Here is a 24462-nt window from a genome sequence, read left to right as displayed (position 1 = left end):
ATGACCACCGACGCCGTCATCTCGGTCCGCGACCTGTGGAAGGTGTTCGGGCACAACGCCGAACGGGTTCCCCGGTCCGCCGAGCTCGCCGCCCTGTCGCGGCGTGAGCTCATCGACCGGACCGGCTGCACCGCCGCCGTACGCGAGGTGTCGTTCGACGTCGCGCCCGGCGAGGTCTTCGTGGTCATGGGCCTGTCCGGCTCCGGCAAGTCCACCCTGGTCCGCTGCCTGACCCGCCTGGTCGAGCCGACCGCCGGCGAGGTGGTGTTCGAGGGCGAGGACATCCTGGGCGCCGGCCGCAAACGGCTGCGCGAGCTGCGGCGGCGCAAGTTCTCGATGGTGTTCCAGAACTTCGGCCTGCTGCCGTACCGGCAGGTCGTCGACAACGTGGCGTACGGGCTGGAGATCCGCGGTGCCGGGCGGGCCGAGCGGACCCGCCGGGCCATGGAGGTCATCGAGCTGGTCGGCCTGGACGGGTACGAGCACAGCTACCCCGACCAGCTCTCCGGTGGCATGCAGCAGCGGGTGGGCCTGGCCCGCGCCCTCGCCGTCGACCCCGACGTCCTCTACTTCGACGAGCCGTTCTCCGCCCTCGACCCGCTGATCCGGCGCGACATGCAGAACGAGGTCATCCGGCTGCACCGCGAGGTCGGCAAGACGATGGTCTTCATCACCCACGACCTGTCCGAGGCGCTCAAGCTCGGCGACCGGATCCTGATCATGCGGGACGGCCGCCCGGTCCAGTGCGGTACCGGCGACGAACTGGTGGCCGCCCCCGCCGACGACTACGTCCGCGACTTCGTCCGGGACGTGCCACGCGCGCGGGTGCTCACCCTGCGCTGGATCATGCGGCAGCCCGGGCCGGACGACGAGCTGGACGGCCCCGAGCTCGGCCCGGACGTGGTGGTCCGCGACGCCGCCCAGGCCGTGCTCGCCACCGGGAAGCCGACCCGGGTCGTCGAGGACGGCCGGCTGCTCGGCGTCGTGACCGGCGAGGAGATCCTGGCCGTGGTCACCGAGGCGGAGGCGGCGGCGTGATGGCCACGACGGCCGCGCCGGTCACCGCCGTACGCACCGGGTGGCGCCGCCGCCCGAGCCGGCCGCTGCTGGTCGCCGCGGTGCTGGTGGCCTGGGTGGCCGTCTGGGTGCCGGCGCACGGCATTCACACGCTCGGCCTCTCCCCCGCCGACCTCACGCCGCTGCACCGTTGGCTGAACGACGTGAACGACGCGGCCGGCGCGAACCGGAACAGCAGCCCGATCTTCCTGTACTTCTTCAACGAGATCCGGGCGGTCATCGACGCGCTGGTCACCTTCGTCCAGGATCTGATCGCGCAGCCGTCGTTCGGGCGCCCGGTGCCGGTGCTGGGCTGGCTCGGCGTGGTGGCGCTCGTCGCGTACGTCTCCTGGGTCTTCGGCAATTGGCGCGTTGCGGTGCTCGCCGCGGGTGGATTCGTCTTCCTCGGGCTGCAAGGCCTGTGGCGCGAGAGCATGGACACGCTCGCGCTGACCGTCTCGGCCGTGGCGATCTCGCTGCTGGTGGGCATCCCGCTGGGCATCTGGGCCGGGCTCTCCGACCGGTTCCACCGCTTGATCACGCCGGTGCTGGACTTCATGCAGACGATGCCGACCTTCGTCTACCTGGCGCCGCTGACCCTGCTGTTCCTGATCGGGCCGGCCTCGGCGACGATCGCGACGCTGATCTACGCCGCGCCGCCGGCCATCCGCCTCACCGCGCACGGCATCCGCTCGGTGCCGCGAGCCTCCGTCGAGGCGACCGAGTCGCTGGGCGCCACCCGCCTGCAGACCCTGACCGGGGTGCTGCTGCCGCTGTCCAAGCGCACGATCGTCCTGGGCGTCAACCAGACGATCATGGCGGCGCTGTCGATGGTCACGATCGCTGCCCTGATCGACGCGCCCGGCCTGGGCAAGACGGTCATCAAGGCGCTGCAGACGCTGGACGTCGGCACCGCGTTCAACGCCGGTCTCGCGATCGTCGTGATGGCCATCGTGCTGGACCGGGTCACCACCGCGGCCGGCGAGCGGGCCCGCCAGGTCGGCCGCCCTCCGCGCTGGCGCCGCCCGCTGGTGGCCGGGCTCGGCGTGGTGGCCGTGGTCTGCGGCTACCTGTCCTACACCTACTTCTGGGCCGCCGAGTTCCCCGATCGGTACCGGATCGGCAGCGCCATCTCCCGGGGCGCCGACACGGTGGCCGCCTGGGCGCAGGAGGACCTCTCCACCACCACCGAGTGGATCAAGAACCTGGTCACGACCGTCCTGCTCAACCCGTTGCAGACGCTGCTCGTGGAGTCGCCGTGGTGGCTGGTCGGCGCGGTGGCCGTGACGCTGGGCGCGCTGATCGGCGGCGTGCGCGCCGCGGTCACCGCCGCCGTCTGCGTCGGCCTGCTGATCGGCACCGGGCTGTGGCAGGACAGCATGACGACGCTGGCCATGACCATCGTCGCGACCGCCCTGGTGATGGTGCTCGGTGTGGTCGTCGGGGTGTGGATGGGCCGCAACCGCTACGCCGACCGGATCCTGCGCCCGGCCCTGGACGCCGGCCAGACGATGCCGGCCTTCGTCTACCTGGTGCCGTTCCTGGCGCTCTTCTCGGCCACCCGGTTCACCGCGATCGTGGCGGCCGTGGTGTTCGCCGCGCCGGTGGCCATCAAGATCGTCGCCGACGGGATCCGGGGCATCCCCGCCACCACGGTCGAGGCCGCCACGGCCGCCGGGTCCAGCACCTGGCAGATGATCACCAAGGTCCAGCTGCCGATGGCCCGGCGGTCGCTGACGCTCGCGGCGAACCAGGGCCTCATCTACGTGCTGTCCATGGTCGTGGTCGGCGGCCTGGTCGGAGCCGGCGCGCTCGGCTACGACGTGGTCGCCGGTTTCTCCCAGGGCCAGCTCTACGGCAAGGGCCTCGCGGCCGGGGCGGCGATCGTGCTGCTCGGCATCCTGCTCGACCGCGTCGCCCGCGCATCGAACCCCTCCTCTCCCCTGAAAGGTCATTGATGATGAGACTTCACCGGCTGGCGGCGACCGCCACGATCACCGTTCTCGCGCTCTCCGCCTGCGGCGGTGAGAAGATCGGCGACTCGGGAAACAGCGGGTCCTCGGCCGCCGCGGCGAACTGCGGCGCGTTCAACCTGGCGATCAACCCGTGGGTCGGGTACGAGGCGACCGCCGCCGTCATCGCGTACGTGGCGGAGCGCGACCTGGGCTGCACGGTGACCAAGAAGGACCTCAAGGAGGAGATCGCCTGGCAGGGCTTCGGCACCGGCGAGGTGGACGCGATCGTCGAGAACTGGGGACACGACGACCTCAAGAAGAAGTACATCGACGAGCAGAAGACCGCGGTGGCCGCCGGGTCGACCGGCAACAAGGGCATCATCGGCTGGTACGTGCCGCCGTGGATGGCCACCCAGTACCCGGACATCACCGACTGGAACAACCTCAACAAGTACGCGGCGCAGTTCAAGACCTCGGAGTCCGGCGACAAGGGCCAGCTGCTCGACGGCGACCCGTCGTTCGTCACCAACGACGAGGCGCTGGTCAAGAACCTCAAGCTCGACTACAAGGTGGTCTACGCCGGCAGCGAGACCGCGCTGATCACGGCGTTCCGGCAGGCGGAGGCGAAGAAGACCCCGCTGCTCGGCTACTTCTACGAGCCGCAGTGGTTCCTCGCCGAGGTCAAGCTCGTCAAGGTCAACCTCCCGGAGTACAAGACGGGCTGCGACGCGGACGCCGCGAAGGTCGCCTGCGACTACCCGGAGTACGACCTCGACAAGATCGTCAGCAAGAAGTTCGCCGACGCGAACGGGCCCGCGTACAAGCTGGTCAAGGCGTTCACCTGGACCAACGAGGACCAGAACGTGGTCGCCAAGTACATCGCCGAGGACAAGATGTCCGCCGCGGACGCCGCCAAGAAGTGGGTGGAGGCCAACGAGGACAAGGTCAAGGCTTGGCTCGCGCAGTGACCCTGCCAGAACACCCGGACCGGCTGTGGCGCAACCCCGAGCCCAGGGCCGCCTACGACGTGGTGATCGTCGGAGGCGGCGGGCACGGGCTGGCGACCGCCTACTACCTGGCGAAGAACCACGGGATCACGAACGTGGCGGTGCTGGAACGGGGCTGGCTCGCCGGCGGCAACATGGCGCGCAACACCACGATCATCCGGTCCAACTACCTGTGGGACGAGAGCGCGGGCATCTACGAGCACGCGCTCAAGCTGTGGGAGGGCCTCGAGGCGGAGCTGGACTACCCGATCCTGTTCAGCCAGCGGGGCGTGCTCAACCTCGCGCACAGCCCGCAGGACGTCCGCGACAGCGTGCGCCGGGTGCACGCCAACCGGCTCAACGGCGTCGACGCCGAGTGGCTGGACCCGGCGCGGGTCAAGGAGGTCTGCCCGATCGTCGACGTGTCGCCGGACGTGCGCTACCCGGTGCTCGGCGCGACGTACCAGCCGCGGGCCGGCATCGCCAAGCACGACTACGTCGCCTGGGGCTACGCGCGCGCCGCGGACGCCCTCGGCGTGGACCTGATCCAGCACTGCGAGGTGACGGGCCTGCGGGTCAGCGGCGGGCGCGTCACCGGAGTCGAGACCACACGGGGCACCATCGGGGCGGGACGGGTCGCGCTGAGCGCGGCCGGTCACACCTCGGTGGTGGCCGCCATGGCCGGCATCGACCTGCCCCTGCAGAGTCATCCGCTGCAGGCGCTCGTCTCCGAGCTGCTGGAACCGGTGCACCCCACGGTCGTGATGTCCAACGCCGTGCACGTCTACGTCAGCCAGGCGCACAAGGGCGAGCTGGTGATGGGCGCGGGCATCGACAGCTGGAACGGCTACGGCCAGCGCGGCGCGTTCCACATCATCGAGCGGCAGATGGCGGCGGCGGTCGAGCTGTTCCCGGTGTTCGCCCGCGCGCACGTGCTGCGTACCTGGGGCGGCATCGTGGACGTCACCCCGGACGCCTCCCCGATCGTCGGCCTCTCGCCCGTCGAGGGCCTCTACCTCAACTGCGGGTGGGGCACCGGCGGGTTCAAGGCCACCCCCGGTGTGGGCTGGTGTTACGCGCACACCGTCGCGACCGGCGAGCCCCATCCGCTGAACGCGCCGTTCAGCCTGGAGCGCTTCGTCACCGGCGCGCTCGTCGACGAGCACGGCGCGGCCGCCGTCGCCCACTGACCCGAGGAATCCTGATGATGCTCATCCCCTGCCCATGGTGCGGCCCGCGCAACGAGTCCGAGTTCCACTACGGCGGGCAGGCCGGTGTCGCGTACCCGGCCGACCCGGCGGCCCTCTCCGACGCGGAGTGGGCGAAGTACCTGTTCTTCCGCGACAACCCGAAGGGCCCGTTCGAGGAGCGCTGGAGCCACAGCGCCGGCTGCCGCCGCTGGTTCACCCTGGTGCGCGACACCGTGACGAACGAGATCATGCGATGAGGACCGAGCACGGCGGCCTCGTCGACCGCGACCGTACCCTGCGCTTCCGGTTCGACGGCCGGGACTACGAGGGCTTCCACGGCGACACGCTCGCCTCCGCACTGCTGGCCAACGGCGTGCGGCAGGTCGCGACGAGCATCCGGCTCGGACGACCACGGGGCGTCTTCACCGCGGGGCCCGAGGAGCCGAACGCCCTGGTCCAGATCGAGGCGCCGTTCCCCGAGCCGATGCTGGCGGCCACCACCGTCGAGCTCTACGACGGCCTGGTCGCGCGCGGGCTGAGCGGGCAGGGCAGGCTCGCCGGCGGACCCGACCCGGCACGGTACGACGCCACGTACGCGCACTGCGACGTCCTGATCATCGGCGCCGGCCCGGCCGGTCTGGCCGCCGCCGCGGTGGCCGCCGCCTCCGGCGCGCGGACGATCGTCGTCGACGACCAGCCCCGGGCCGGCGGCAGCCTGCTCGGCACCGGCGAGCACCTCGACTGGGTGGCGGGCGTGGTGGACGCGCTGCGGGCGGCGCCCGAGACGCGGCTGCTGACCCGGACCACCGCGTTCGGCTACTACGACGACAACTACGTGGTGGCGGTCGAGCGGCGGACGAACCATCTCGGCGCGCAGGCGCCCGCGCACCGGTCCCGGGAGCGGATCTGGCGCATCCGCGCCCGCCGCGTCGTGCTCGCCACCGGGGCGCACGAGCGCTCGCTCGCCTTCGACGGCAACGACCTGCCCGGCGTCATGCTCGCGAGCGCCGCGCGCACCTACCTCAACCGGTACGGGGTGCTGCCCGGCCGCCGCGCGGTGGTGCTGACCACCAACGACAGCGCTTACGCCGCGGCACTCGACCTGCACGCCGCGGGCGTCGAGATCGCGGCGGTGGCCGACCTGCGCGACGCGCCCGGACCGCAGTGGGCGCGGCGCTGCGCCGAACGCGGCATCCCGCTGCTCACCGGCACGGCGGCGGCCGGCGTCACCCGCCCGGAACGGCGCGCGGAGGCCGATCTCATGCTCGTCTCCGGCGGCTGGAACCCGGTGGGCGCGCTCTACAGTCAGGCCGGGGGCCGCCTGTCCTACGACACCACGATCGGCGCCTTCCGACCGGACGGCGGCTGCCGGCAGGCGCTCGAAGTGGCGGGTGCGGCGCGTGGCGCGTACCCCCTGAATCTGTGTCTGAGCGAAGGCGCCGCAGCCGGAATGCGTGCCGCCGAGGCCGCGGGCTTCCCCGGCGGTGAGCCGGACCTGCCCACCGTGAGCGAGCCCCCGGGTGCGCCGGCCCTGACCGTCTGGACGCTTCCCGGCGATCCCGCTACCCAGTTCGTGGACCTGCAGCGGGACGTCACCGTCGCCGACATCGCGCGGGCGACCGGCACCGGTATGCGGTCCGCCGAGCACGTGAAGCGCTACACCACGGCCGGTACCGCACACGACCAGGGCAAGACCTCCGGCACGCTGACCAGCGGGGTCGTCGCCGAACTGCTCGGCGTGGACATCGGCGAGCTGGGCACGACCACGTTCCGCCCGCCCTACGCCCCGGTCAGCTTCGCCGCGCTCGCCGGGCGCGAGCGCGGCATGCTCTCCGACCCGGTACGCGTGACCGCCCTGCACGCCTGGCACGAGGCGAACGGCGCCCTGTTCGAGAACGTCGGCCAGTGGAAGCGCCCCTGGTACTACCCGCGCGACGGCGAGGACATGACCACCGCCGTGCTGCGCGAGTGCCGGGCGGCCCGCGAGAGCGTGGCGATGATGGACGCCTCCACGCTCGGCAAGATCGACGTGCGGGGCCCGGACGCCGCGCTCTTCCTCGACCGCCTCTACACCAACATGATCAGCACGCTGAGGCCCGGCGCGATCCGGTACGGCGTGATGTGCCGCCTGGACGGGATGGTCCTCGACGACGGCACCGTGATCCGCCTGGCCGAGGACCGCTTCCTGGTCACCACGACGACCGGCAACGCCGCCGCGATCCTGGACTGGATGGAGGAGTGGCTGCAGACCGAGTGGCCGGACCTGCGCGTGCACTGCACCTCGGTGACCGAGCAGTGGGCCACCGTCGCGCTCGTCGGACCGGCCTCCCGCGAGGTGCTCGCCGGTATCGCACCGGGGCTTGACGTCAGCCGGGCCGGCTTCCCGTTCATGACCTGGCGCGACACGACCGTCTCCGGCATCGCCGCCCGGGTCTGCCGGATCAGCTTCTCCGGCGAGCTGGCCTACGAGATCAACGTGAGCTGGTGGGACGCGCTGCGGCTCTGGGAGACGCTGGTCGCGGCCGGGGTCACGCCCTACGGCACCGAGACCATGCACGTCCTGCGCGCCGAGAAGGGCTATCCGATCATCGGCCAGGACACCGACGGCACGGTCACTCCGCAGGATCTCGGCCTGGGCTGGGCGGTTTCCAGGAAGAAGAGCGACTTCATCGGAAAAAGATCTTTTATGCGTACGGACACCAGCCGGCCGGATCGTAAACAGCTCGTCGGCCTGCTCCCCGCCGACGGCCGGACGCTGCTGCCGGAGGGCGTCCACCTGGTGGCGGGACCGGACGTGCTCGGGCACGTGACGTCGTCGTACCGCAGCGCGGCGCTGGGCCGCACCTTCGCGCTCGCCCTGCTCAAGGGCGGCCGCGACCTCGTCGGGCAGACCGTCCAGGCGGCGCTCGGCGACGACATGATCCCGGTGACCGTCACCGGATCGGTCCTTTACGACCCGGAAGGGGCGCGGCGTGACGGCTGACCGATTCTCTCCCCCGGCCGGGTCCGGGGTCACCATTGCCGAGGTCCCGTTCCTCACCCAGATCACGCTCCGGCTGGACCCGGCCGGCCCGGCCGCGGAGGCGGCCGGCAAGCAGCTCGGCGTGACGCTGCCGGTCGAGGGCGGCTCGAGCGCCCGCGCCGGTGACGTCACCGTCCTGCGGCTCGGCCCGGACGAGTGGCTCGTGCTCGGCCCACCCGGCGCCGAGCCACGGCTGACCGCGGCGCTGGAGTCGGCCGCCGGTACCGAGCACGTGTCCGTCGTGGACGTGTCGGCGCAACGCACCACTGTGGCGCTCGCCGGCCCCCGCGTCCGCGAGCTGCTGGCGTTCGGCTGCGCGATCGATCTGCACCCCCGCGCGTTCGGTGTGGGCGCCTGCGCGCAGACCGTGCTGGCGCACGCGCCGGTCGTGCTGCTGCGCCGGGACCCCTCGTCGTTCTGGGTGCTGGTGCGGGCGTCCTTCGCCGGCCACCTCGCCGCCTGGCTCGCGGACGCCGCCCTCGAACTCACAGCAGGTGACTGAAAGCGCTCCCACGTGACCGGCAGTAAGTAAAGCAATGTGGATCGAGATTGCACCACCGTAAATTTCGGCTCGCACTGTTGACCATCATCAGCGAAGAGAGAATTCTGTTCCCTCGAATCACGGAAGATCAGTTCTGTTTCCCGTGACGATCCACTCTTTGAAGAAACTTGCCGATTCGCTGGTATTGAGCGACTGATCGACCGCCCGTCGACAGTCGACAGAGGAGCTGATCGCTTGTCCGTCCAGACCGAGGGCGCCGAGCAGACCGAGCCGGAGGCTCCCCGCGCCGGCCACACCATCCGCCGCAGGGTGGTGCGCACACTCGGCCTCCCGGTCGCGGCCACCCTGGTGCTCCTCACCATCGTGGCGTTCGGCGAGGTGGACAACTACAGCACCGCCTCGGACACCGCTCGGGCGGTCACCATCGACCTGGCGGTCCAGGAGCTGGTCCAGGACCTGCAGACCGAGCGTGGCCTGACCGCGGGCCTGCTCGGCGGCAACGACGGCTTCCGCACCGAGCTGCTCCCCGCCCGCGACCAGGTCGACCTGCGGCGCATCGACGTGGAACGCCTGATCACCAAGGGTGAGGAGGTGGACAACCGGGTCGCCGCCGCGGTTCGCGAGCTGGACGGCCTGTCCGGCGTGCGGGCCGGCACCGACACCGGATCCGGTGAGCGGGCGGCCACCTTCGCCTTCTACACCGAGCGCATCAACGAGCTGGGCAACCTCGACTTCGACCTGGACAGCACCGGCGACGAGGAACTGCGCCGGGGCGCGGCGGTGCTGGAGGCTCTCGGCGACGTCAAGGAGGCCACCGCCCAGGAGCGGGCGTTCCTCAACGGCGTCTTCTCCGCCGGCGGCTTCAAGCAGGGCGAGTTCCTCCAGTTCGTCACCATGCGGGCCACCAAGGACGCGGCGCTGACCGCGTTCGGCCGCTACGCCAACGAGACCGAGCGCAACGCACGGGACTACACCCTCGACACCGGTGCGGCCCGCGAGGCGGCCTTCTTCGAGCAGGTCGCGCTGCGCTCCGGGGACGGCCGGGGCCTGCAGGTCAACCCGCAGTCCTGGTGGTCCGCGCACACCACCGTGCTGGACGACATGCTCCAGCTGGAGCACCACGTGGGCTCGCTCATCACGTCGCGCGCGGCGGCCCTGGAGGACGACGCGTCGCTGCGGATCGGGCTGCTGATCGGTGCCGTCCTGCTCTGCCTGGCGGGCTCCGTGTGGCTCGCCACGGTCGCGTCCCAGTCGGTCGCCCGGCCGCTCACCGTGCTGGCCAGTGAGGCGAACCGGCTCGCCGGCGAGCAGCTGCCGGAGGCGGTCCAGCGGGCGTCGGCGGGAGACGGGACCGACCCGCCCGCGCCGGTACGCGTACCGCGCGGCGCCAGCGTCGAGGTCCAGATGGTGGCCGACGCGTTCGACCGGGTGCAGGCGACGGCGTACTCGCTCGCCACCGAGCAGGCGACGCTGCGGCGGACCACCGCCGAGTCGCTGGCCAACCTCGGCCGCCGCAACCAGAACCTGCTCCGCCGTCAGCTCGGCTTCATCACCAAGCTGGAGCGCGAGGAGTCCAACCCGACCGGCCTGGCCAACCTGTTCGAGCTCGACCACCTGGCCACCCGCATGCGCCGGAACGCGGAGAGCCTGCTGGTGCTGGTCGGCGCGGCCAGCCCTCGGCAGCTCTCCGAGCCGCTCAACGTCTCCGACGTGATCCGCGCGGCGGTCTCCGAGGTCGAGGAGTACCGCCGGGTCACGCTGCGCCGGGTCGACGACGCGATGGTGGCCGGCTCCACGGTCAGCGGCATCGCGCACATGCTGGCCGAGCTGATCGAGAACGGCCTGTCCTTCTCCCCGCCGGACGTGGACGTGGAGATCCACGGCCGCCGGATCGGCACCACCTATCTGATCGCCGTCACCGACCAGGGCATCGGCATGTCGCCGGCCGACATGCAGCGGGCCAACGAGCGCCTGCGCGGCGAGGGTGACTTCATCACCGCGCCGGCCCGGTACCTGGGCCACTACGTCGTCGGCCGGCTGGGCCTGCAGATGGGCATCGAGGTCCAGCTCACGCCGTCACCGGTCACCGGTGTGACGGCGCGGATCACGCTGCCGGCCGAGATCCTGTCCGAGCAGCAGGTGCCCACACCGGCCCGGCAGATCACCGCGGCGATTGCGGCACCCGCACCCGCGCCCGCTCCGGTCCGCCCGCTGCCATCGGCGTCGATCGAGTACGTGGTGGTCGCCGACAGCCCCTCCGACGACGGGCCGCGGACCGTCAACGGCCTGCGGAAACGCACTCCCCGGGCGCAGCGCGCCCAGCCACACGCGGCCACCGCCACCGTCCAGGCGGAACGGCCGGCCCCGGTGAGCGACTCACCGGACTCGGTGCGGGACCGGCTCAACGCTCTGCGCGGCGGGATTCAGCGTGGCAGCACCGAAACCGCGGGGACGCCGTGACCGGCATTCCGAAATGGCCCCTTGGCAGCAACCTGGAAAGAAGAATGATGAGCGTTGACACGTCGGCGGATCGGCACCAATTCAATTGGCTGCTCGGAAACTTCGTGCACCAGACGGACGGCGTACGCGACGCCGTGGCGGTGTCCTCCGACGGTCTGCTGATCGCCAGCTCGGACGGGCTGAACCGGGCCGAGGCCGACCAGCTCGCCGCGATCGTCTCCAGCCTCGCCAGCCTGGCCCGCAGCGCCTCCCGCCGGTACGACTTCGACGGCCTCAAACTCATCATGATCGAGATGCGCCGGGGCTTCCTGCTCGTCTCGGTCATCGCGGGTGGCAGCTGCCTCGGCGTGGTGGCCGGCAGCGACTGCGATCTCGGCCTGGTGGGTTACGAGATCTCGCTGCTCACCGAGCGCTTCGGCGACCTGCTCACCCCGGCCCTGATCGCAGAGTCCCGGCAGCACCTGCCGCGATGACCGGGCCGTCGTTTCCGTACGCCGGCGCGCACCGGCCCACGTCCGGGCCGCCCGCCGCCGACCAGGACGAGGACCCGGTGGTCCGGCCGTTCATGCTGACCGGCGGGCGTACCCAGCCGCTGCAGGACGGGCTGCGGATCGAGACCCTGCTCCGCGCGGCTCCGGCCGCGCTGTCGGCTCCACTGCGCTTCGAGTCCCGGCGCATCGTCGAGTTCGCGCAGTCGCCGATGTCGGTGGCGGACCTGTCGGTGGCGCTCAAGGCACCGCTCGGCGTGGTCCGTGTGATCGTGGCCGACCTGATCGCCCAGGGCTACCTCACGGTGGAGGAACAGCCCGGCGAACTCTCCACCAGTTTGATCGAAAGGATCAGGGACCGTGTCCGGGCGCTCTAGGGAGCTGTCGGCAGCGCACCCCGTCGCTGTCAAGATCGTCATCAGCGGTGGATTCGGCGTCGGCAAGACCACCTTCGTCGGGGCCATCTCGGAGATCGAGCCACTGGTCACCGAGGCCGAGATGACCGAGAGATCGATCGGCATCGACGACACCTCAGCGGTGTCCGGCAAGACCACCACGACCGTCGCCCTCGACTTCGGCCGGATCACCCTCGACGACGCGTTGCTGCTCTACCTGTTCGGCACACCCGGGCAGGACCGCTTCGCCTTCCTCTGGGACGACCTGGTCGACGGCGCGCTCGGCGCCATCGTGCTGGTCGACACGCGGCGCATCGAGGACTGCTTCCCGGCGATCGACTACTTCGAGGAGCACGAGATCCCGTTCATCATCGGCGTCAACCGCTTCACCGGCGCACAGCGTTTCGTCCTCGACGAGGTGCGCGACGCGCTGGGTGTCGGGACGGGCGTACCGCTGGTGGAGTGCGACGCGCGGTCCCGCGAGTCGGTCAAGGGCGTCCTGGTGGCGCTCACCGAGGAGGTGCTCGCGAAGCGGGCGAACCGGGAACGGGCGGGGTCGACGTGGTGATGCGTACGCTGGGCCGGGCACTGGCCGCGATCGGGCTGGCCGCGGTGGCCGGCTGTTCCGGCGCCGAGACGGCGATCGCACCGCCGCCGGGGGTGCCCACCCCGGCCGGCTGTGGCACGGTCAACATCGCGGTCAACCCCTGGTCGGGGTACGCCGCCAACGTCGCCGTCGTGGGATACCTGCTGAAACAGGAGCTCGGCTGCGAGGTGACCTCGTACGAGCTGAGCGAGACCAGCTCGTGGGCCGGGCTCGCCGACGGCAGCGTCGACCTGATCCTGGAGAACTGGGGTCACGACGACATGAAGAAGAAGTACATCGACGGGCAGAAGGTGGCCGTCGAGCTCGGCCTCACCGGCAACAAGGGCGTCATCGGCTGGTACGTGCCGCCGTGGATGGCCAAGACCTATCCGGACATCACCGACTGGCGCAAGCTCAACGACTACGCCGAGCTGTTCCAGACCGACCAGTCCGGCGAGAAGGGACAGTTCCTGGCCGGCGACCCGTCGTTCGTCACCAACGACGCCACGCTGATCAAGAACCTCAAACTCGACTACACCGTGGTGTACGCCGGCAGCGAGGACAAACTGATCGCCCAGTTCCGGCGGGCGCAGCAGAAGAAGACCCCGCTGATCGGCTACTTCTACGAACCGCAGTGGCTGCTGTCGGACATCAAGCTCGTGCACATCCCCCTGCCGAGGTACACACCCGGCTGTGACGCCGTGGCGGACAAGGTGGCCTGCGACTATCAGCCGTACGACCTGGACAAGATCGGGCGCAAGGCGTTCGTCGACTCGGGCAGCCCGGCCGCCACCCTCGTCCGGAACTGGACGTGGACCAACGCCGACCAGAACCAGGTGGCCAAGGACATGACCCAGAACGGGCTCTCCGCGGAGGAGGCCGCCCGCAAGTGGGTCGACGCCAACCGCACGGTGTGGGAGAAATGGCTTCCATGAGAGCCGTACAGATCGCCCAGCGCGCCGAGGATCTCGCGCGGGCCACGGCGTTCTACACCGAGCTGCTCGGTACGCCGCCGGTCGCCTCGTTCGACCCGCCCGGACTGGTCTTCTTCGACCTGGAGGGGCAGCGCCTGCTGCTGGAGCGGGGCGCGCCGTCGGCCCTGCACTACTTCCTCGTCGACGACATCGAGGCGACCGTCTCGCGCCTGCGGGCCACCGGCACGCCGGTCGAGAGCGAGCCGCACATCATCTTCACCCATCGCAACGACACCCTCGGGCCGGACGGCACCGACGAGGTGCAGGCGTTCGTCCGCGACACCGAGGGCAACCTCGTCGGCCTGGTCCAGCACCGTCCGTGCCAACCAACTGTCGGCACGACGACTGACGAGTGACCCCCTCTCCACCCGGAGTGACGATGGACGATGCGTTGCCGTCGTCGCTTTCGAGGTCGTCGCCTTCGAGGCCGTCGCCTTCGAGCCGTCGCTTTTGAGGAGGAGATCGAGATGCCCCTGCAACCGTGGCCGCAGATCCGTAAGGGCGCCAAGGCGCATCCGGTGCCGAGCCTGCAGTATCACCTCCGGGCCCGCGGGCACACCGTGACCGTCGACGGTGACTTCGGGCCGAGGACGGACGCCGCGGTGCGCGCGTTCCAGCAGCAGAAGAACCTGGTCGTCGACGGGATCGTGGGCCCGAAGACGTGGTCCGCGCTGGTGACCACGGTCCGCCGTGGTGACAAGGGTGACGCGGTGCGCTCCGTGCAGGAGGAGTTCCAGTACCGCAACCAGTCCGAGGACCCGAACAACGCACCGCTGGTCGACGGCGACTTCGGTCCCAAGACCGAGGCCGCGGTCCTCAACTGGCAGCAGTTCCTGCACGACCACGACGAACCGTCCATGGCCGTGGACGGCATCGTCGGGCCGATGACCTGGCAGTCACTGATCAGCGGTATGTACGCCGGCTGACGGCACAAGGCGCAGCAGGAGGATCTCGCCGGCGCGGGACTCGGGGTAACCGCCGTACTTCTTGTCGAAGAGGGCCAGAATGCTCGCGCCGTCCTCGATGCGGATCAGGTCGAAATCGCGGTGCTGCTGGCCGGTGCGGCGCGGTGGCCAGACGGCGAACGCGCCGAACGATCCGGGTGGTTCACCCTGTCCGTACAACATGCGCTCGGCGAGCTGGTTGGCCAGGTTGCCGGTGCCGTCGACGTAGATGCCGTCGTCGTCGCTGACGTACGGCACCGGCACCGTGTCCAGGCGCTGCCCGCCGTGCATCAGGGTCACCGGCAGCCGCCAGTAGCGGTCGAGGGTGCGGATGTGGTCGCCGTGGTCCCACAGTTCGTCGAAGCGCCGGTCGACGAACTGGCCCCACGGGCTGGCCATGTCGACCTCGAGCTGGGGCACGTCGAACGACACCTTGCCGATCGGGAAGAACGAGATGAGCGCGCGGCCGTCCCACTGGTAGAGCTGGATCGACGGTGAGGCGTCGTACACGCTGACCCGCAGGCGGGACCGCTGCTCCGGGCCGTCGAGCTCGTCGCGGAACTGCTGCAGCTGCCGCAGGTTCGCCATGATCTGGGCGGCGACGTCGATCTGCCGTCGCTCCAGCTCGTCGGCGCGCTGCTGCGCGGCGGCCGAGTTCGGGTCGAGCAGCAGTACCCGGATGGTCGCACCCTGGCCGAGGGCCTCCCGCATCGCGCTGAACGTCCGCGCCCGCGACCTGCCGTCGAGCAGGATGGTCCAGGTGTCCAGGATCCGGATGTTGCGGTGGGTCTCCCGCATCCGGTCGATGAACGTCGCCTGGTCGAAGCGCTCGTGCTCCTGCACCCGCGCCTTGCGCGCCTCGTCGAAGATCGGATCAAAGATCAGGTACGACACCGCGGCGAGCACCAGACTCGAACCGAGGTTCAGCAGCAGATCACTGGTGAAGCCCCGCGAGGCGCGCGCCGCCACAAGCATGCCGCCCGAGACGGCGAAGAGCAGCCCGCCGATGACCAGGGTGCGGACCCGCCATCGTGGACTCCGCACGAAGCGCCAGCGCGACAACGGCCACCCCCTCCCCCGAACAATCATGATCACCGATCGGGTCAAGCGGGTGCAAGGTGTCAGCGGCCGCTGAGGGCGAGCTCGGCTCCCATCGTCTCGGCCAGGTCGGCGCCGAAGAGGGCGCCGGGTGTGAACGCGCCCCGGCGTCCCTGTCCTCGGGCCAGGCGGAGCGTGACCTCGGCCGCGACGGCGGTGGTGAAGTCGAGGCCGTCGCCGGTGCTCAGCCAGCCCTCGCGGATCTCGCCGGAGTGCCAGACCACCCGGGCGTGTGCCCACGAGCAGGGCCGGGGCCGCGGCTGCGCGCGGGTCTCGCGCCGGGCGATGCGGGCGGTGGCCAGGCGGGAGAGGAAGGGCAGGCGCAGCAGCAGGGTGACCGCGGGCATGGTGCCGCGGATCAGGGCGCCGTTCGGTACGCCCGTGGACGCGGCGATGACCGAGCCGGCGCGGCTGGCTCGCCAGGCGGCCAGGAGTTCGCCGGTGGCGGCGCTGGTCGTGGTGATGGTGTGGCCGTCGGGGGTGGTGAGGCGCAGGAGGTCACTGCCGACCCGGGTGCGGGTCATGCGGCCGTGGCAGACCTGCCGGCCGCCGTAGGAGAGAGTCTGCACGATCGTGCCGGCCAGCGCGGCGCCGATCGTGCCGAGCTCGGTGGAGACCGAGGCCGCGGCGTCGACGCGGACCTCGGCGGCGGCCGGGCGGCCGGTGCACAGGCGCAGCACCACGCTCTCGGTGGCCAGGACGCCGAAGCCCGCGCCGGTGACCAGCGTCTGCCGTGCGCGCGCCGCCTGCTCGTCGCGGCTCAGGACGAACTCGGCGGCGGCGAACTCGTTGGCCAGGTCCACGTAGTGGGTTCCGGGCGGGCAGGCGGCCACCACCAGCGGCGCCGTCCTGGTGAACGGTCCGACCGTGTTGACGACGACGGACGGCTCGGCGGAGCGCAGTTCGTGCAGGGCGACCTCGAGCGAGGCGGCCAGGACGCGCGGTTTGTGGTCCAGCCCGGCCGCCACCGCGTCGAGCCGGGCCCGGTTGCGTCCCACCAGCACCAGCGGCACGTCTTTGCCGTGCAGGCGGACCGCGATCGCGGCTCCGGCCCGGCCGGACGCGCCCAGAACCCAGACGTCCATTCCCTCACCATGCTTCAGCCGTTGGAGTGGTGGGAACCGAATCCGCGAATAGGTGAAGGAGGCAAGCGTGGCCACATTCGTCTTGATCCACGGCGCCGGGGACGTCGGCTGGTACTGGCATCTGGTGGAGGCCGAGCTCCGCGCGCGCGGCCATCACACCGTCGCACCGGATCTTCCCTGCGACGACGACTCGGCCGGGCTCGCCGAGTACGCGCAGACGGTCGCCTCCGCGGCCGCCGGCCGCACCGGCCTGATCGTCGTCGGGCAGTCGCTGGGCGCGTTCACCGCGCCGCTCGTCTGCTCCCTGCTGCCGGTCGACCTGCTCGTGCTGGTCGCGCCGATGATCCCGGCACCGGGTGAGGCGCCCACCGACTACTGGACCGCCACCTCGTACGACCAGGAGGAGCACGGTGACTGGCACGACGACGTCGAGCTGTTCTACCAGGACGTCCCGGACGATCTCGCGACCGAGGCGCTGAAACGGGGCCGGCGCCAGTCGGAGGCCCGGATGGACGAGCCGTCACCGCTGCGGTCCTGGCCGGACGTGCCCACCCGGGTCCTGATCTGCCGCGACGACCGATTGTTCCCGACCGCCTTCCTCCGGCGGGTCGCCCGGGACCGTCTGGGCATCACCCCGGACGAGATCGACGGCGGGCACACCCCGGCGCTGAGCCGCCCCCGCGACCTCGCCGCCGTCCTGGACCGGTACGCCACCGAGCCGCGGTAGCCCGTACGGATTCAGTCGGACTGCCACCCCCAAAAAATCGTGTGCGTGTGTGTGTATGTGTGTGTGGAGTTGGGGCGCGCATAGAGGCGGAAATCCACACGCGGGGTCAGGCGGGTGGGCGGCGGGCGTCCAGTGCGGCGAGGCAGGCGCGGATCTGCTCGGCGGCGGCCGCGCCGAGGTGGTCGTAGAGCGAGAGCGCCTGCTGGTAGTGCCCCCGGGCGTGGCTGTGGTCGCCGCGAGCGTGATGGGCCAGGCCCAGCCCGCTGCTGGCGCGGGCCTGCTGGAACTGGTCGCCGATCGCGTCGGCGGCGGCACGCGCCCCGCCGTAGTGGACCACCGCGGCGGCCAGGTCTCCGGCGAGGTAGGCCGCCGCGCCCAGCCCGTTGAGCGCCGACGCCTCGCCGTCGCGCTCGCCGGTCTCACGGTGCAGATCCAGGGCCTCCCGGTGATAGGCCGCCGCCTCGTCCGCCTGGCCGAGATGGGTGTGCAGGGTCCCGAGGTTGTCCAGCGTCCAGGCGCGGCCGTCGCGCTCACCGAGGTCGGCGAAGATCGCCAGCGCCTCGGCCAGGTGCTCGGCGGCCTCGCGGTGGCGGCCCAGCGGGATCTCCGCCTCGGCCAGGCTGTTCAGGGAGGCGGCCACGCCGTGCCGGTCGCCGAGCGCGCGCAGCAGAGCCACCGCCCGGTCGTGGCGGGTGACCGACGAGGCGTGCCGGCCGAGCCGCGCCTCCAGGTTGCCGAGATTGCCGAGCGCGAGCGGCTCACCGACCGGGTCGCCCGCCTCGCGGCACAGCAGCATCGCCCGTTCGTAGAGGTCGGCGGCCGTCCGGTAGCGGCCGAGGCGCGCCTGGACGATGGCCAGGTTGTTGCTCGCGCGCGCCTCCCCGCCAGGCGCGCCGGCCTGCTGGAACAGGTCCACCGCCTGCGAGCCGAGCTCGATGGCGGCCTCGTACTGGCCCATCCGGGTGTGCGTGGCGGCGAGGTTCGTGAGAGCGTGCGCGTGCGCGAGGGAGTCGCCGGTGTACCGGGCGGCGCGCCGGGCGTGCTCGTGGATGGTCAGCGCGTCGGTGTGGTGTCCCGAGTTCAGGTAGCGGAAGAGGGTCTGGGACAGGTCGGTGGTGTACACCGGCCAGCCGTTGTCGGTGGTGTACGCGGCCATCGCGATCAGCGTCGGCCGTTCCGCGTCCAGCCACGCGGCGGCGGCCCCCGGGTCGCTCAGGTCCGCCATCGGCAACCCCGCCGGGGCGATGCGCGGCCGGCTGTGCCGCTCGGCCGGTGACCGGGTGTCCATGGCGGTCGCGGCGGAGGACAGGTAGTAGTCGAACAGCCTGGTCAGTGCCGCGCGGCGGGCGGACGGGGCGTCCTCGTCGCCGGCCCGGTTCACCGCGAACGCCCGGACCAGGTCGTGGAACGCGTACCGGCCGGTGCCGGTCGGGCGCACCAGGTGGTCGCGGCACAGGTCGTCCAGCCGCGACCGGGCGGTCTCGGTGTCCGAGTCGGTCAGCGCGGCCGCCGCGTACTCGTCGAAGTCCTGGCCGGGGTGCAGGGCGAGCAGCCGCAGCGTACGGCGGCCGTCGGCCAGGTGCTGGTAGGACTGGTGCAGCGCGAGTTCGACGGCGTTGTCGAGCCGGCGCTCCTGCCGACGCTCGTCGAGCCGGTCGGCGTGGTCGGTCAGGGTCCAGCCCGGTGTGGCCCGGATGTGGCCGGTCAGCAGTGCCAACGCGAGCGGGAGATAACCGCAGTAGCGGGCGATCCGGGCCGGTGCGGCCGGGTCGTGGCCGAGCGGCGCCCGCGGCGTGGCCTGGCTGAGGAAGCGCAGCGCCTCGGCCGGGGTGAACGGGTCGAGCGCGAGGTGGGTGGCGCGTTCGAGCCCGGGGAACCGGCGCCGGCTGGTGACCACGGCCAGGCAGCCGGGCAGGTCGGGCACGAGCAGGCGCACCTGTTCCTCGTCGGCGGCGTTGTCGAGCACCAGCAGGGCGCGCCGGCCGGTCAGGCAGTCCCGGAAGGCGGCGGCGCGGGCTCCGGGCTGATGCGGTATCCGCAGGCTGGGCACCCCGAGCAGGCGCAGGAAGCCCTCCAGCACGGCGGACGCGTCGGCGGGTGGCTTGGTGGGATCCTCGTGGAAGCCGCGCAGATTGACGAAGAGCACGTGGTCGACGTCGTGGGTGCGGGCCAGCAGATGCCCGGCGTGGACCGCGAGCTGCGACTTTCCGACACCGGCCATTCCCGTTATCACGATGATCGGTGCGCGGCCCGCGGCGTACGCCTGAACTCCCGCCTCTCGAAGCCGGCGCAGATCGTCCTCGCGTGCGGTGAAGTCCGGCAGGTCGCCGGGCAGGGTGTCCTGGACCCGGACCTGGGCCGCGGCCCGGTTCTCCCCGCTGATCATCCGCAGCGCCCGCCGCCAGTCGGCGACGTAACCGGGGTCCGGGTGCAGGGCCCGCACCACCGCGAGCACCAGGTCGATGTTCATCCGGCGCCGGCCCGGCCGGAAGCAGTCGACCACCGTGGTGCGGCCCACCAGATCGGACTCCCGGCCGTCGGCGGTCCAGCGCGCGTTCACCCGGCCGGTGATGTTCTCGTAGGACGGGTCGCCGGCCCACGTCTTGAGCAGCCGCAGGCGCTCGACGAGATCGTCCAGCGAACTCGCCGACGCCGGATCGGGCAGCGCGGCGAAAGCGTCGACTCCCATGAATGCGAAGCCTAGGAAACCCGCGCTCGAAAACCAGTCGGGTTCGCGTCCGTACGGGTTCGTTCGGGATTTCCCCACCGCGTCCGCCGGTCGCCGAGATTGGGTTGCGGCGCCACATCGGACGCCACGACAACGGGAGGGAATCATGCGAAAGACACTGCGGGCTCTGACGGTCGCCACCGTCATCGCCGTGCCGACCACGCTGTTCACCGCCGGACCGGCGGCCGCCGCCGACACCTGCGCCTCGGACCACTTCTGCGCCTACCAGCACGCCTCCTACCGGGGCAAGCTGGTCGACTCGCGGGCGGCCGGCGGCGCGACCGTCGACGTCGCCAACGACCAGGTGACGTCGGCCAAGAACCGCCGCAACATGCGCTGGGACGGCTACAACTCCCGCACCGGGCTGCCCGACACCGTGGTGTTCCGGTTCCAGGCGCAGACCAACGTCCCCAACGTCGGCTCAGGCGCCAACGACAAAATCGACTACTTCAAGGTCAACTGATGGCGGGCGGCAGGGCGGAGGGCCTTCGCCCTGCCGCCGCTACGGCCCTTCTGCTCATCGGGACCCTGGTGGCCTGCGGGGACCGGCCTTCACCGGACGAGGTCCGGGCCGCCCTGCGAGTGATCGCCGCCCAGCCGGGCGAGCTGGGCCGGGCCGAGGCGGCCGCCACCCTGAGCTGCCTGCGGGCGAAGGGCTTCGACCCACCGCCGCCGATGGCCGAGTCGGGCGCCGTGCAGAATCTGCCGGTCCCGGTGGACGAGCGGGCGGCGCGGGCGGCCGGTTACGGCGACGCCATCCCGCGCGGCGCGCTCGCCGACGGCAGAAAAATGCAGAGGTACGCGGAGAGCACACCCGGCGTCGATCAGGCTCTCGGCGGCCCGGACGCCGCACCGGTGGCGCGCCTGGTCACACCGAACGGCTGGGAGTTCACCAGCCCGCGGACCGGTTGCGTGGCGGAGGGCCGCGCAGCGGTGTACGGCTCGGTCGGCAACTGGCTCACCGCGTTCTATCTGCCCCAGGACCTCAATCAGACCGCCGCCGACGTCTACCTCGACGACGGGGTCGCCACCGCCTCCGCCGCCTACCAGAGCTGCATGGCTGGGGAGGGCTACCACATGCGGATACCGCAGGAGGCGTCCGAGACCGCCCGCGGCTGGGCGGCCGCCGGTGACTCCCCGGCGGCCCGCGAGATCGCCCTCGCCACCGCCGACGCCCGCTGCCGGAGCCGGACCGGGATCGCCGGGATCTGGTACGCCGAGTTCGAGCGCCGCGCGGCTCCCTGGCTCACCCGCAACGCGAACCGGGTGATCGGGGCCGCCGCCGTGGTACGCGAGGCGACCGCTACCGTTGCACGACGTTCAGGCGACCGCTGATCAGCTGGAGGACCGTGGCGATGCTGCCCGGGTGCAGCGTCGGCGACCGCTCCGGGATCAGTCCGCAGGCGCCACCCAGCCGGACCTGCGCGTCGAGCTCCTTGCGGAGGTCGTGCTGAGCCCACTCGGACAGGGCCCAGCCGAGTGGCGCCTCGACGCCGGGGTGCCGGTTCGGCGCGACGCGGAAGACCCGCGTGTCCGGGCAGGAGGACGTGCCCACCCGGAGCCGCCCGGTGGGCAGGCCGGGCAGCGCTCCGGCGAAGCTCAGGAACGCGTCCTGCAGATGGACCGGATCGGTCTGCGCCTTACGCGGCGCTCCGTAGGCCATCACCGGCGCGACCAGTTCGGAGGGCCGGCTCGGCGGCGTGGCGGCGGAGACGCTCTGATAGTGGTTGTCGAGGACGACGAGCATCGGCACCACCAGCACCGCGTCGGAGGCCGCCGCACCCGCGTTGTGCCGGGCCACCATCGGCGCCATCGCCTGCCACATGTCCATGGCCAGGGCGATCCCGTTGTTCTCCAGGTATCCGCCGTCGACGTCGTACGCCCGGGTGGCCTGCCCCGGATCGGTACCGTTGCAGTGCACGAGCGAACCGGTCGGCGTGAGATAGGGGAAGCGGGCGGACAGCAGCGCCGCCGTCGACAGCGGGAATGTCGCGTTGAGCGCGTTCTCGCACACGTTCCCGGCATCGGTCCGGCCCAGGTAGTCCCGGGCGTCGATCACACCGGGCGCGAAGCCGGCGCCGCCGGTCTCCCGGACGGCCGACCCGCAACCGGTCAGGCGACCGTCCCTGCGGTGCGTCACGGAGACCGGCAGCGGGGCGACGACGACCCGGCAGCCGGTGTTCACGTCCGTGCCGTTGAACAGCAGGACCGGCCGCCACCCGGCGGTGCCGGGAGAGGGCGCGGCGTCCATCATGTCCACGCGGAGCGGCGAGTGGGCGTGCTCCCACGCCCGCTCCAGCACCTCCGCGCGGTCCTTCTCGATGTTGATGCCGTGCACCATGCGCGGGATGTCCCGGTAGAGCGCCCCGGCCAGCAGCGCGGCCAGCGGCTCCTCGTTGGCGATGTCCCGGGTCGCACCGCGCCCGGTCGTCGCGATGTCCGGCCGGCCGGGCAGGCCGAGCCGCGTCGAGGCCCACAGGGCCGCGCCGACGCTGCCGCCGGAGACACCGCTGACCGCGAACAACGACCGGTATCCGCAGACCTCCGCGGTCAGCCGGTCGAGGGCGTCGGCGGTCCAGTAGGCGGCCCTGCTGCCGCCGCCGGGTGCGGCCACGAGCACGAGCGGGACGGCGGGACGGCCGCCGGGGACCGGGACGGAGCACGCCGCGGCCTGTGTCAGCCACGACGCGAACGTCTGCTCGAGAGTCATCCTCTGCGCGGGCCTCTCGCCGGACTCGACGACCACGTCGTGGTAGCGGCCGTCGTCCAGGGTGGCGGCCAGCAGCAGCGTGACGAACATCAGCGCGAAGACCGGCGTACGCGGAAGTTTGTTGAAGATCCGAGCCGGCGGCCGCAGTTCCACGCGGCGTTGCAGCCAGCCCAGGATGATGGTGACGCCGGCGAGCGCCGCGCCGAAGAGGCCGACGACGCGCAGGTAGCGGCCGGCGCCGTCCGGTGCGACACCGGCCCAGATCCCGGCGGCGACCGCGACGGCCAGCACCACGACGCCCACGACGTGCGGCGCTCCCCCGGCCACCCGGCCGTCGGCCCAGGCCAGCGCCCAGGCCGTGGCCGGCGCGGCGGCGACGATCAGGACACCGGCGATCAGCCAGGCCCGGCTCTCGTTCGTGATGCCGCTCAGCACGGGGACGTCGAGCAGGACGGGCCCGCTGAAGGCCCGGACCATGAGCATGCCGAGAGCGAAGATCGGCGCCACCGCGAGGCAGCGGCCGGCGTATTTGACCAGCTCCTTGTCGGCCGGCTTCTCGACCCGCCAGCCGGTCCTCTCCTTAAGCAACAGGCTCACGGCACCCACCACGAACAGCACGCCGGCAACCGCCAGCCCCGCGCCGGTCATGTCCTTCAGGACTTTCCGGGCGGCAACGACCGTTGCCGCCACGACGACAGCGGCACCGATGTGGACGAACGGGGACAGCGATTTCAGAGGCTCAGCGGTGAGCCGGCGGTCCAGCAGTGCCCACCGGCCCGCCACCCAGAGGGCGACACAGAGCAGCAGGACACCGGCGGCCGGGCCGACCACCTTGCGCATCGGGAACCCCTCGCCGTCGGTCCAGGTCCGTACGACGTCGGGCGCCTGGTCGAGCGGGCCGCCGACCGGCGCGACCAGGACCACGAGGAGGATCACCACGACGGCGATCTGCACCCGGTGCCGGCGCCACACCCGCTCGCCCGACTTGTCCACCCGCGGATCCAGCCACTGCACGAGGATCGCGCCGGCCACCACGACCACGGTCACCCACTTGAGGGCGGAGAGGACGGCGACCACCCCGGCGAGAACGGGACCGGGTACCTCGCGGAGATCGCCGACGAGCAGCATCGTCGTCCACGTCTCCGCCTGGTCGACGGCGAACGCCAGCAGCACGACGAACGTCCACCGGCGCCGGTTCAGACCGGCGGCGACGACCGCGAACCAGAGCAGCACCGTGTATGCCGGGACGAGGACGACTGCGTCCAGCACGAGGTGCCACCGCAGCCAGGCCAGCGCCTCGGTGCGCAGGCCGATCTCCGCCGTCACGTCCGACCAGTGCGCGATCGCCTCGGTGGCCCGGCGCCCCGACCAGGGCGGCAGCCCCGGCCACCCGGTCAGGGCGTGCGCCGAGTAGGAACCCGCGCCGGCCTGTTCGAGCCGGGCGAGCAACCGGGAGATCTCGGCCATCATGGTCCAGGCGGTCGCCGCCGCGATGCCCGCCAGCCACGGCACCGACCGCCACACCGTGCTCCTCATGTCAGTAGTGGTAGACCTCC

Annotated in this window: 21 protein-coding genes; 17 read left to right on the top strand and 4 right to left on the bottom strand. The window is 71.7% G+C overall.

From position 1 onward, the window contains the following. The 14 genes from AB0M02_RS25895 (at position 1) to AB0M02_RS25830 (ending at position 14540) form a co-directional block, all read left to right on the top strand. Positions 1–1038 carry a glycine betaine/L-proline ABC transporter ATP-binding protein gene (locus AB0M02_RS25895; RefSeq protein WP_364230934.1) on the top strand — a complete coding sequence of 346 codons (1038 nt, stop codon included), beginning with the start codon at positions 1–3 and terminating at the stop codon, positions 1036–1038. Next, on the top strand, positions 1038–3014 hold the full coding sequence (locus AB0M02_RS25890) for an ABC transporter permease subunit (protein ID WP_364231083.1): 1977 nt from the start codon (positions 1038–1040) through the stop codon (positions 3012–3014). The genes AB0M02_RS25895 and AB0M02_RS25890 overlap by 1 nt, the downstream gene beginning before the upstream one ends. Positions 3015–3016: 2 nt before the next feature. Next, a complete protein-coding gene (locus AB0M02_RS25885; protein ID WP_364230933.1) occupies positions 3017–3979 on the top strand; it encodes an ABC transporter substrate-binding protein in 963 nt (320 codons plus the stop codon). Further along, positions 3931–5187 (top strand): sarcosine oxidase subunit beta family protein, encoded by a 1257-nt coding sequence (locus AB0M02_RS25880; RefSeq protein ID WP_364230931.1) that lies wholly within the window; start codon positions 3931–3933, stop codon positions 5185–5187. The genes AB0M02_RS25885 and AB0M02_RS25880 overlap by 49 nt, the downstream gene beginning before the upstream one ends. A gap of 14 nt (positions 5188–5201) precedes the next feature. Next, on the top strand, positions 5202–5444 hold the full coding sequence (locus AB0M02_RS25875; protein WP_364230929.1) for a sarcosine oxidase subunit delta: 243 nt from the start codon (positions 5202–5204) through the stop codon (positions 5442–5444). Continuing rightward, entirely contained in the window at positions 5441–8170 is a 2730-nt protein-coding gene (locus tag AB0M02_RS25870) for a 2Fe-2S iron-sulfur cluster-binding protein (protein ID WP_364230927.1), read from the top strand. Before AB0M02_RS25875 ends, AB0M02_RS25870 begins: the two co-directional genes overlap by 4 nt. After that, positions 8160–8711: a sarcosine oxidase subunit gamma family protein gene (locus tag AB0M02_RS25865; protein ID WP_364230926.1), complete on the top strand. Its 552-nt coding sequence runs from the start codon at positions 8160–8162 to the stop codon at positions 8709–8711. The genes AB0M02_RS25870 and AB0M02_RS25865 overlap by 11 nt, the downstream gene beginning before the upstream one ends. 234 nt (positions 8712–8945) lie before the next feature. Next, the gene (locus AB0M02_RS25860) at positions 8946–11171 is read left to right on the top strand and encodes a nitrate- and nitrite sensing domain-containing protein (RefSeq protein WP_364230923.1); all 2226 of its coding nucleotides are present in this window, start codon (positions 8946–8948) and stop codon (positions 11169–11171) included. A 47-nt stretch (positions 11172–11218) separates the two neighbouring features. Beyond that, positions 11219–11644 carry a roadblock/LC7 domain-containing protein gene (locus AB0M02_RS25855; RefSeq protein ID WP_364230920.1) on the top strand — a complete coding sequence of 142 codons (426 nt, stop codon included), beginning with the start codon at positions 11219–11221 and terminating at the stop codon, positions 11642–11644. Next, entirely contained in the window at positions 11641–12036 is a 396-nt protein-coding gene (locus AB0M02_RS25850) for a DUF742 domain-containing protein (protein ID WP_364230918.1), read from the top strand. The genes AB0M02_RS25855 and AB0M02_RS25850 overlap by 4 nt, the downstream gene beginning before the upstream one ends. Continuing rightward, positions 12020–12622, top strand: a complete 603-nt coding sequence (locus AB0M02_RS25845) for an ATP/GTP-binding protein (protein ID WP_364230916.1) — start codon at positions 12020–12022, stop codon at positions 12620–12622. Before AB0M02_RS25850 ends, AB0M02_RS25845 begins: the two co-directional genes overlap by 17 nt. Further along, on the top strand, positions 12622–13575 hold the full coding sequence (locus AB0M02_RS25840) for an ABC transporter substrate-binding protein (RefSeq protein WP_364231081.1): 954 nt from the start codon (positions 12622–12624) through the stop codon (positions 13573–13575). Before AB0M02_RS25845 ends, AB0M02_RS25840 begins: the two co-directional genes overlap by 1 nt. Then, a complete protein-coding gene (locus tag AB0M02_RS25835; protein WP_364230915.1) occupies positions 13572–13970 on the top strand; it encodes a VOC family protein in 399 nt (132 codons plus the stop codon). Before AB0M02_RS25840 ends, AB0M02_RS25835 begins: the two co-directional genes overlap by 4 nt. Positions 13971–14081: 111 nt before the next feature. Further along, positions 14082–14540, top strand: coding sequence for a peptidoglycan-binding protein (locus tag AB0M02_RS25830; protein ID WP_364230913.1), 459 nt, complete (start codon positions 14082–14084; stop codon positions 14538–14540). Here AB0M02_RS25830 and AB0M02_RS25825 read toward each other — a convergent pair. Then, complete coding sequence (locus tag AB0M02_RS25825; protein WP_364230911.1) at positions 14511–15602, bottom strand: hypothetical protein; 1092 nt, start codon at positions 15600–15602, stop codon at positions 14511–14513. The genes AB0M02_RS25830 and AB0M02_RS25825 overlap by 30 nt on opposite strands. A gap of 77 nt (positions 15603–15679) precedes the next feature. Further along, complete coding sequence (locus AB0M02_RS25820; protein WP_364230909.1) at positions 15680–16741, bottom strand: saccharopine dehydrogenase NADP-binding domain-containing protein; 1062 nt, start codon at positions 16739–16741, stop codon at positions 15680–15682. A 67-nt stretch (positions 16742–16808) separates the two neighbouring features. On the opposite strand from AB0M02_RS25820, the gene AB0M02_RS25815 reads away from it, so the two are divergent. After that, positions 16809–17468, top strand: coding sequence for an alpha/beta hydrolase (locus AB0M02_RS25815; protein ID WP_364230908.1), 660 nt, complete (start codon positions 16809–16811; stop codon positions 17466–17468). A 106-nt stretch (positions 17469–17574) separates the two neighbouring features. Here AB0M02_RS25815 and AB0M02_RS25810 read toward each other — a convergent pair whose 3' ends face one another. Then, on the bottom strand, positions 17575–20157 hold the full coding sequence (locus AB0M02_RS25810; RefSeq protein ID WP_364230906.1) for a tetratricopeptide repeat protein: 2583 nt from the start codon (positions 20155–20157) through the stop codon (positions 17575–17577). A 145-nt stretch (positions 20158–20302) separates the two neighbouring features. Here AB0M02_RS25810 and AB0M02_RS25805 point away from each other — a divergent pair, with 145 nt between their 5' ends. Next, the gene (locus AB0M02_RS25805; RefSeq protein ID WP_364230904.1) at positions 20303–20659 is read left to right on the top strand and encodes a peptidase inhibitor family I36 protein; all 357 of its coding nucleotides are present in this window, start codon (positions 20303–20305) and stop codon (positions 20657–20659) included. Next, positions 20659–21531 (top strand): hypothetical protein, encoded by an 873-nt coding sequence (locus AB0M02_RS25800; protein WP_364230901.1) that lies wholly within the window; start codon positions 20659–20661, stop codon positions 21529–21531. Before AB0M02_RS25805 ends, AB0M02_RS25800 begins: the two co-directional genes overlap by 1 nt. Here AB0M02_RS25800 and AB0M02_RS25795 read toward each other — a convergent pair. Then, positions 21500–24442, bottom strand: a complete 2943-nt coding sequence (locus tag AB0M02_RS25795) for a hypothetical protein (RefSeq protein ID WP_364230898.1) — start codon at positions 24440–24442, stop codon at positions 21500–21502. The two genes, AB0M02_RS25800 and AB0M02_RS25795, sit on opposite strands and share 32 nt — an antisense overlap. Positions 24443–24462 lie beyond the last annotated feature (20 nt).

The sequence above is a fragment of the Actinoplanes sp. NPDC051861 genome (genome assembly GCF_040681145.1).
Lineage (GTDB): Bacteria > Actinomycetota > Actinomycetes > Mycobacteriales > Micromonosporaceae > Actinoplanes.
Note: the sequence above shows the minus strand (reverse complement) of the source record. Positions and strands in the feature narration are given on the sequence as shown.

What these genes read in the sequence shown, in the direction of transcription:
- AB0M02_RS25890 (WP_364231083.1), top strand. Translation starts at nt 1,038, where the DNA reads ATGGCCACGACGGCCGCGCCGGTCACCGCCGTACGCACCGGGTGGCGC.
- AB0M02_RS25810 (WP_364230906.1), bottom strand. Translation starts at nt 20,157, where the DNA reads ATGGGAGTCGACGCTTTCGCCGCGCTGCCCGATCCGGCGTCGGCGAGT.
- AB0M02_RS25885 (WP_364230933.1), top strand. Translation starts at nt 3,017, where the DNA reads ATGAGACTTCACCGGCTGGCGGCGACCGCCACGATCACCGTTCTCGCG.
- AB0M02_RS25895 (WP_364230934.1), top strand. Translation starts at nt 1, where the DNA reads ATGACCACCGACGCCGTCATCTCGGTCCGCGACCTGTGGAAGGTGTTC.
- AB0M02_RS25820 (WP_364230909.1), bottom strand. Translation starts at nt 16,741, where the DNA reads ATGGACGTCTGGGTTCTGGGCGCGTCCGGCCGGGCCGGAGCCGCGATC.
- AB0M02_RS25870 (WP_364230927.1), top strand. Translation starts at nt 5,441, where the DNA reads ATGAGGACCGAGCACGGCGGCCTCGTCGACCGCGACCGTACCCTGCGC.
- AB0M02_RS25830 (WP_364230913.1), top strand. Translation starts at nt 14,082, where the DNA reads ATGCCCCTGCAACCGTGGCCGCAGATCCGTAAGGGCGCCAAGGCGCAT.
- AB0M02_RS25875 (WP_364230929.1), top strand. Translation starts at nt 5,202, where the DNA reads ATGATGCTCATCCCCTGCCCATGGTGCGGCCCGCGCAACGAGTCCGAG.
- AB0M02_RS25855 (WP_364230920.1), top strand. Translation starts at nt 11,219, where the DNA reads ATGAGCGTTGACACGTCGGCGGATCGGCACCAATTCAATTGGCTGCTC.
- AB0M02_RS25795 (WP_364230898.1), bottom strand. Translation starts at nt 24,442, where the DNA reads ATGAGGAGCACGGTGTGGCGGTCGGTGCCGTGGCTGGCGGGCATCGCG.
- AB0M02_RS25850 (WP_364230918.1), top strand. Translation starts at nt 11,641, where the DNA reads ATGACCGGGCCGTCGTTTCCGTACGCCGGCGCGCACCGGCCCACGTCC.
- AB0M02_RS25800 (WP_364230901.1), top strand. Translation starts at nt 20,659, where the DNA reads ATGGCGGGCGGCAGGGCGGAGGGCCTTCGCCCTGCCGCCGCTACGGCC.
- AB0M02_RS25835 (WP_364230915.1), top strand. Translation starts at nt 13,572, where the DNA reads ATGAGAGCCGTACAGATCGCCCAGCGCGCCGAGGATCTCGCGCGGGCC.
- AB0M02_RS25840 (WP_364231081.1), top strand. Translation starts at nt 12,622, where the DNA reads ATGCGTACGCTGGGCCGGGCACTGGCCGCGATCGGGCTGGCCGCGGTG.
- AB0M02_RS25805 (WP_364230904.1), top strand. Translation starts at nt 20,303, where the DNA reads ATGCGAAAGACACTGCGGGCTCTGACGGTCGCCACCGTCATCGCCGTG.